Annotated in this window: 12 protein-coding genes and 1 tRNA gene; 1 reads left to right on the forward strand and 12 read right to left on the reverse strand. The window is 42.6% G+C overall.

Annotated elements, in window-relative coordinates:
• Window positions 1-85: 85 nt before the first annotated feature.
• Window positions 86-162 (forward strand) — tRNA-Arg (locus B4K20_RS00815).
• A 30-nt stretch (window positions 163-192) separates the two neighbouring features.
• Here B4K20_RS00815 and B4K20_RS00820 read toward each other — a convergent pair.
• From B4K20_RS00820 to B4K20_RS00870, 12 genes are all read right to left on the reverse strand, one after another.
• Entirely contained in the window at window positions 193-1,305 is a 1,113-nt protein-coding gene (locus B4K20_RS00820; protein ID WP_289281512.1) for a tyrosine-type recombinase/integrase, read from the reverse strand.
• Window positions 1,302-1,559, reverse strand: coding sequence for a DUF4224 domain-containing protein (locus tag B4K20_RS00825; protein ID WP_289281513.1), 258 nt, complete (start codon window positions 1,557-1,559; stop codon window positions 1,302-1,304). Before B4K20_RS00825 ends, B4K20_RS00820 begins: the two co-directional genes overlap by 4 nt.
• Before the next feature lie 2 nt (window positions 1,560-1,561).
• Entirely contained in the window at window positions 1,562-1,984 is a 423-nt protein-coding gene (locus tag B4K20_RS00830; protein WP_289281514.1) for a hypothetical protein, read from the reverse strand.
• Window positions 1,977-2,153 carry a hypothetical protein gene (locus B4K20_RS00835; protein WP_289281515.1) on the reverse strand — a complete coding sequence of 59 codons (177 nt, stop codon included), beginning with the start codon at window positions 2,151-2,153 and terminating at the stop codon, window positions 1,977-1,979. Before B4K20_RS00835 ends, B4K20_RS00830 begins: the two co-directional genes overlap by 8 nt.
• 13 nt (window positions 2,154-2,166) lie before the next feature.
• On the reverse strand, window positions 2,167-2,358 hold the full coding sequence (locus tag B4K20_RS00840) for a hypothetical protein (protein WP_289281516.1): 192 nt from the start codon (window positions 2,356-2,358) through the stop codon (window positions 2,167-2,169).
• 216 nt (window positions 2,359-2,574) lie between these two features.
• Window positions 2,575-2,754, reverse strand: a complete 180-nt coding sequence (locus B4K20_RS16975; RefSeq protein WP_289284272.1) for a carbon storage regulator — start codon at window positions 2,752-2,754, stop codon at window positions 2,575-2,577.
• 13 nt (window positions 2,755-2,767) lie between these two features.
• Window positions 2,768-2,995, reverse strand: coding sequence for a hypothetical protein (locus tag B4K20_RS00845; protein ID WP_289281517.1), 228 nt, complete (start codon window positions 2,993-2,995; stop codon window positions 2,768-2,770).
• A 151-nt stretch (window positions 2,996-3,146) separates the two neighbouring features.
• A complete protein-coding gene (locus tag B4K20_RS00850; protein ID WP_289281518.1) occupies window positions 3,147-3,329 on the reverse strand; it encodes a hypothetical protein in 183 nt (60 codons plus the stop codon).
• On the reverse strand, window positions 3,326-3,796 hold the full coding sequence (locus B4K20_RS00855) for a hypothetical protein (protein WP_289281519.1): 471 nt from the start codon (window positions 3,794-3,796) through the stop codon (window positions 3,326-3,328). The genes B4K20_RS00850 and B4K20_RS00855 overlap by 4 nt, the downstream gene beginning before the upstream one ends.
• A gap of 222 nt (window positions 3,797-4,018) precedes the next feature.
• Window positions 4,019-4,267 (reverse strand): hypothetical protein, encoded by a 249-nt coding sequence (locus tag B4K20_RS00860; RefSeq protein WP_289281520.1) that lies wholly within the window; start codon window positions 4,265-4,267, stop codon window positions 4,019-4,021.
• Window positions 4,268-4,330: 63 nt separating this feature from the next.
• Entirely contained in the window at window positions 4,331-4,756 is a 426-nt protein-coding gene (locus tag B4K20_RS00865; protein ID WP_289281521.1) for a hypothetical protein, read from the reverse strand.
• A gap of 9 nt (window positions 4,757-4,765) precedes the next feature.
• The gene (locus B4K20_RS00870) at window positions 4,766-5,224 is read right to left on the reverse strand and encodes a single-stranded DNA-binding protein (RefSeq protein WP_289281522.1); all 459 of its coding nucleotides are present in this window, start codon (window positions 5,222-5,224) and stop codon (window positions 4,766-4,768) included.
• Window positions 5,225-5,297: the final 73 nt, after the last annotated feature.

Here is a 5,297-nt window from a genome sequence, read left to right on the forward strand (position 1 = left end):
TGGTTTGGGACCAGAGGGTCGGGAGTTCGAATCTCTCTGCCCCGACCACTTCTTAACTTATGTCCTCGCTTAGTAAAAATCATATGCGCCCGTAGCTCATCTGGATAGAGCATCGGCCTTCTAAGCCGAGGGTAGCAGGTTCGAGTCCTGCCGGGCGTACCATTTATTCAATGCTTTCATTGATAGCAGCTACTAACTACTTTCGCCATTCTCCCGTTTTACTTTCGCCATAATGCCACTATTCTGCATTTCGTGCGACTCTGTTTCTTCTCCTAAATAGTCCCTTATATAGCTGCGCGTTTGTGCTTCTGTTGAGTGTCCAAGCAGTCTACGTGTCGCTTCTATCCCTTCTTTTTTATATCGCTCTGTTGCCGCATACGGGCGTATATCTTTTAATTGCCAGCGCCTTTTTAGTGCTGCATCATCCCGCGCCTTACCAAACCAGTATTTAATCGTGCCATTTAATGACAGCTTATTACCCTTGTCATCAAAAAGAATAGGCGGGTTTATCATGGTGACTTTGCACGCCTTAAGTAGCTTTTTGCGTTTATTAATAAGCGCCCTTAAATCAGGGCCAATCTGTACGCGCTTAATCTTGTTGGTCTTACCCATTCGATAAACAAGCTCATCACCTTTATCATGCTCAAAACGAAAGCTGACAGCCTCATCAGGTCGAGCGCCTGACATATACAGTAAATCCATTAAATCTTTTATAAACGGCTTTGCCTTGGCGTGTACGGCTTTATACTCATCATGCGTGATAAGAATATCGCGATGCTCTTTAACTTTGTATTGCCTGGTCGTGCCTGTGATCGGGTTTTCTATCGTGCATAAGCCGCGAAGCTTAGCCCAATTGAAAATAACCGACATAAACTTAATTTCTTTCTTTGCTCCGACTTGTGATGATCTCGATTCAAAATACTGCAAAAACCACTCTGGCTTAAATGCATCGATATGCAAATGAGCAAAGACAGGCTCTAAATGCGTCCAATAGTTTTTGCGGTCCTTAATCGTGCGTGGCGATAACCCTGAAAGTGTTCTGTTTTCCGCCCATTTCATGTACTTGAGATAAATAGCACCCAACGTATCACCGGAATACTTTTCTATCTTGACGCCCTCAATCTCGCCCCATCTTTGTTTAGCTTTGGCAAAGTCAGTACCTAACGGCTCAGGCACGCGCTTTCCATTCTCATCACGTGGATGCTCGTAGTAATAAGCTACGCTAACACCTTTACGCGTCTTCCATTCACGCTTGACCATGCGAGGCGGTAACTCTGGATGCTTTGTTTTAGGTTTAGGGGTCATGATGCTTTGTTAAAGTTAGGCATTTGGCTGTCACCGCTGATACGAATATCGTTATTGATATTTATACCTGACATTTTGATGCGTGCGTACCATCTGCTTATTTTAATTTCATTCTTACCGGACACACTGAAGCTCCAACGACCAGTAATCAGCCAGTCAATTTGCTTTCCACGCTGCTCAAAGCCGGTAAGCTCAATCACTTCCTTGTCAGTTAGAAATTCGCTTGCTATTTCGTTTTGAATGATTAATGCCATAATCACACCTTCTCTTGTCCTGGGTTGCGTAGTTTTTTGACATATTCGTCTTTAAATTCATTTGTTATTTCTCGATGCAAATAACCGCGATCAGAACACCACTGGCAGAAATCATTAATAGCCTCAGCCTGAATCTCCCTAACCACATCAGTACAAGATGGCGGTATAAGCTCTTTAACTTTTGCCATATTACCTTCATCAGCAGCGAGTGAGATTAGGCCGAGTTTGGCGATGAGACGGTGCTGCTGCTCGTGTAATGGCTCAATTTTTTTGTTATGTAAATGGTCATACATAGCCATCATTGCATTAGCAAACCAACCAAGCATTAATTCCTCATCAGCTTCTGGGAAAGTCTTCTTGTAAAATTCAGACCAAGCTTTTGCGTCTGGGTTTGTGTGTATCGACATATCGTATTCTTCACTCATATCTCACCTCAATAATTCGGTTTTTGTATTTCATCTCTACCCATGGATAATCACTGCATTCGTCATAGACTTTTAAAGCCTCTTCAAATGTGTTGAAATGAAGCGACACTTTGTAATTTCGCTCTAGGTCTTCATATTTTCCGGCGTTGACAAAAAATAAATCACTCATAACTCCCCTGCCTCTAGTTTGTTTTATCAATTGCGTCGCAAAACTCTAACCACACTGAGTGACTTAGATTTACTGCTCGTGTGCCGTCATTACCTATATCAGCTCGTTCAAGTAAGTCACCTCGGACTTTGTTCATCACTCCATTCAACCGCTCAATCGTTTCGGCTTGTTGTTTGTAATCATTAAACAATACGAAGCAACCCATTCACTAAGCTGCTCATCCGTTGCCGTTTCGATTATTTCTGGTGTTAGGTTGGTCATTGGTTTGCCTCAATTAGTAAAGCATCAGAATCAATAAAATTTTCAGTGTTGCACTCAATAAGCATTGATTTTGCGTACTAAAATGCTTCGTCTCTATCCATGCCGTTATCTACGATGCAGTCGGTCATTTCTTCCAGTATTTCCAGTGTTATTTCAAGCTTCATCTAACCTTCCTCATCTTTGTGGTCTTTTCCATTTTGGAAAGTGCCACTTCAATATCTTTCGGTACATCAACCTCAAAAGTCACTTCTTGGGTTCTGACGTGTACTTGTCTGATGGTTATCTTCACATCGTCACCTATCACTAGGCTTGTTTCTGTTTTGCGGTTAAGGGTTAGCATAAGGCAGCCTTTTCTAGCGTTCTTCTTCAATAGCTTGCATGGCTGCTATGCGTATCTGTTTTCTAGCAGTCAGCAAAAGAATCAGATATATAAGAAAGCCAGTTATTCCTACAATCATTACAAATGGCCTATCCATCGATAGGGCGCTAACAGATATGGATAAAAACAACCCACATAAAAAAGCAAACAGAAGCATGTCGTCCAAATTTGTTATTGATTTAATAAAGCCTTGCTTAGTCATCACTCATAATCCTCAACTCTGATAATGTCTTTTTCATCAATCTCAATCACTTCGCCGTCAGTCCACTCTCTACAACCTTCATTCGGGTACTTGTCGGCGTGCTTTGGATGCTCACAGCCATTGTTAAGTAGTACACAGCTTGTGCAGCGGCCTATTTGCATTTGATATTGCTCACGTTTTCACATCTAACCCAAGTCAGATCACCGTCACCGTAAAAATCAAAAGCGATTAGCCTCTCGCGAAAATGAACAGATACGATGCTGTATTCGTGTTCTTGATAAGTCGCTAACATTCCAGCTGTCCACTCAACTTCTACAAATTCATCTTGAGTCATCCCATTTCTCCGTTATTAAGTCTGCTATCTCTCAACATAGTCAGGCGATTGCAAAACTCTGATTCAGTAAGAACAGTTTCTTTCCGGTTTGAATTTCCAATACTGTGTGTAAATCTTGCTGTTCCAGCAGCTTCTAAGCATTTTCTGAAGTCTTCGTTTTGCTCAAACATCGCTAGATAAACTCTGTCCAACAAATCCTGGTACTGTTTTGATGAGCGTTTATACTCAACACCTTTCCACCACAAGCGCTGCATAGACTTCCATCGCTTATTGCGTGATCTGCCTTTTCTCTTTGCTTCCTTTCCAATCAACCCGCAAGTTATTTCCTGTGCATTTTGGTTCTCAAACTTAAGGGATTGAAGGAACCCCTCCATAGAGCTTATATTCACACCATCAAACACAAATTCTCTTCTAGTGAAGTTTGATAATTTGTTTGCTGGGTATTTGTTGTCGCTTCCTATATCCATATCCATTCCCCATTAAGTCTGCTATTTGCATTTGAGTGATGACTCTGCTTATCGACGCCAATCAGAGACTCCAAGCCTTACAAGCCACCACTCAAACACATGGCAGTTTTACTTACCTGCCCTTCGCATTAATGAACAACCTCAGCCCTCTACAATTACTAATCATTTTTTGACTATTTAAATAAATTAAAAAAATTTACTGAGGCTGCTCATTGATGCCTGCTATCTTTTCTCGAAAAAATCACATTTATTGCAGCTGTATAATCCTGGCCATTTATCTCCGGCTGCTTCCATTTCGTGATCACCTTCATTGCAAAAAACTTCATAGTTAAAACTAATGCTTGTTTGAAACTTAAAAGTCTTGCCGCAATCGCACTGCTGTTCATGGTCGATGTTCTCTTCATAACCTTGGCCATCATCATGGATAATTTCTTGCTCTGTTCCGCAATATGGGCAAATAACGTCAGACATCATCAAATCCTCTTATTAAGTTTCACCTTGTGGCACCTTTTAGCCCCTTTCGGGGCTTGGTTGTTATCCGTTTGCTGCTTCACCGTGTATTCGGTGCCATTCATTGTGATGCTTGTTACAAAGCCATCTAACGTCTAATGGTTTTGCATAATCATCGTGGTGTGCGTGTACTTCTTTTTCTCCACATTCTTCACACGGTTGTTTTTCTAGTATTCCGTCACGAAGAGCATTTGCTACTTGATTGTGTGCTTGTCGCTTAGTTGGGTTTCTTTGAATGTATGAAACCTTTGCTTTATTTGACGCCCTCCTTCCAACTTCAGTCCTTGCGTATTCACGTCTCGCCATGATTCTGTTCGGCTTATTAGCTCTAGCTTTGTCATATTCTCTCTGGCATGATTTGCACCGCGCTGCTAATCCATCAACTGATGCAGCTCTCTTGTGAAAATCATCATCTTGTTTAGTGGTGTCGCATACATTGCAGTGCTTCATGGTTATCTCCTAGAAGGGTATGTCCCGATCATCGTAATAGTCATCACCACCTCCATAATCCGGCCCCGCATTGCTCGCTGCTGGTTGTGGTTGGCTTGTCGCTGATTGACCTGCTGCTTGCGACTGACCTGAATCACCACGACCGTCCAACATCGTCATTTCATTACCCACTATTTCGGTGGTGTATTGGTCTTGGCCTTGTTGGTTTTGCCATTTACGGGTTTGGATTCTGCCTTCGATATAGACTTGTGAGCCTTTACGCAGGTATTGCTGGGCAATTTCGCCGAGTTTGTTGCGTAAAACTACGCGGTGCCATTCTGTGCGTTCTTGGCGCTCTCCGGTTTGGCGGTCTTTCCAGCTCTCGCTTGTGGCGATGCGCAGGTTGCAGATTGAGCCGCCGTTAGGGAATGCTCGGCTTTCTGGATCTGCACCTAAGCGACCTACAAGAATGACTTTGTTGACGCTCATGCCGCCACCTTCAACTGTTTCAGGCGTGACTCATGGCTACCAGTGTCTTTACCGTTTGCCTTTCTCCACTTAA

This window comes from Methylophaga sp. UBA5088 (assembly GCF_002414625.1).
GTDB classification, from domain to species: Bacteria; Pseudomonadota; Gammaproteobacteria; order Nitrosococcales; family Methylophagaceae; genus Methylophaga; species Methylophaga marina.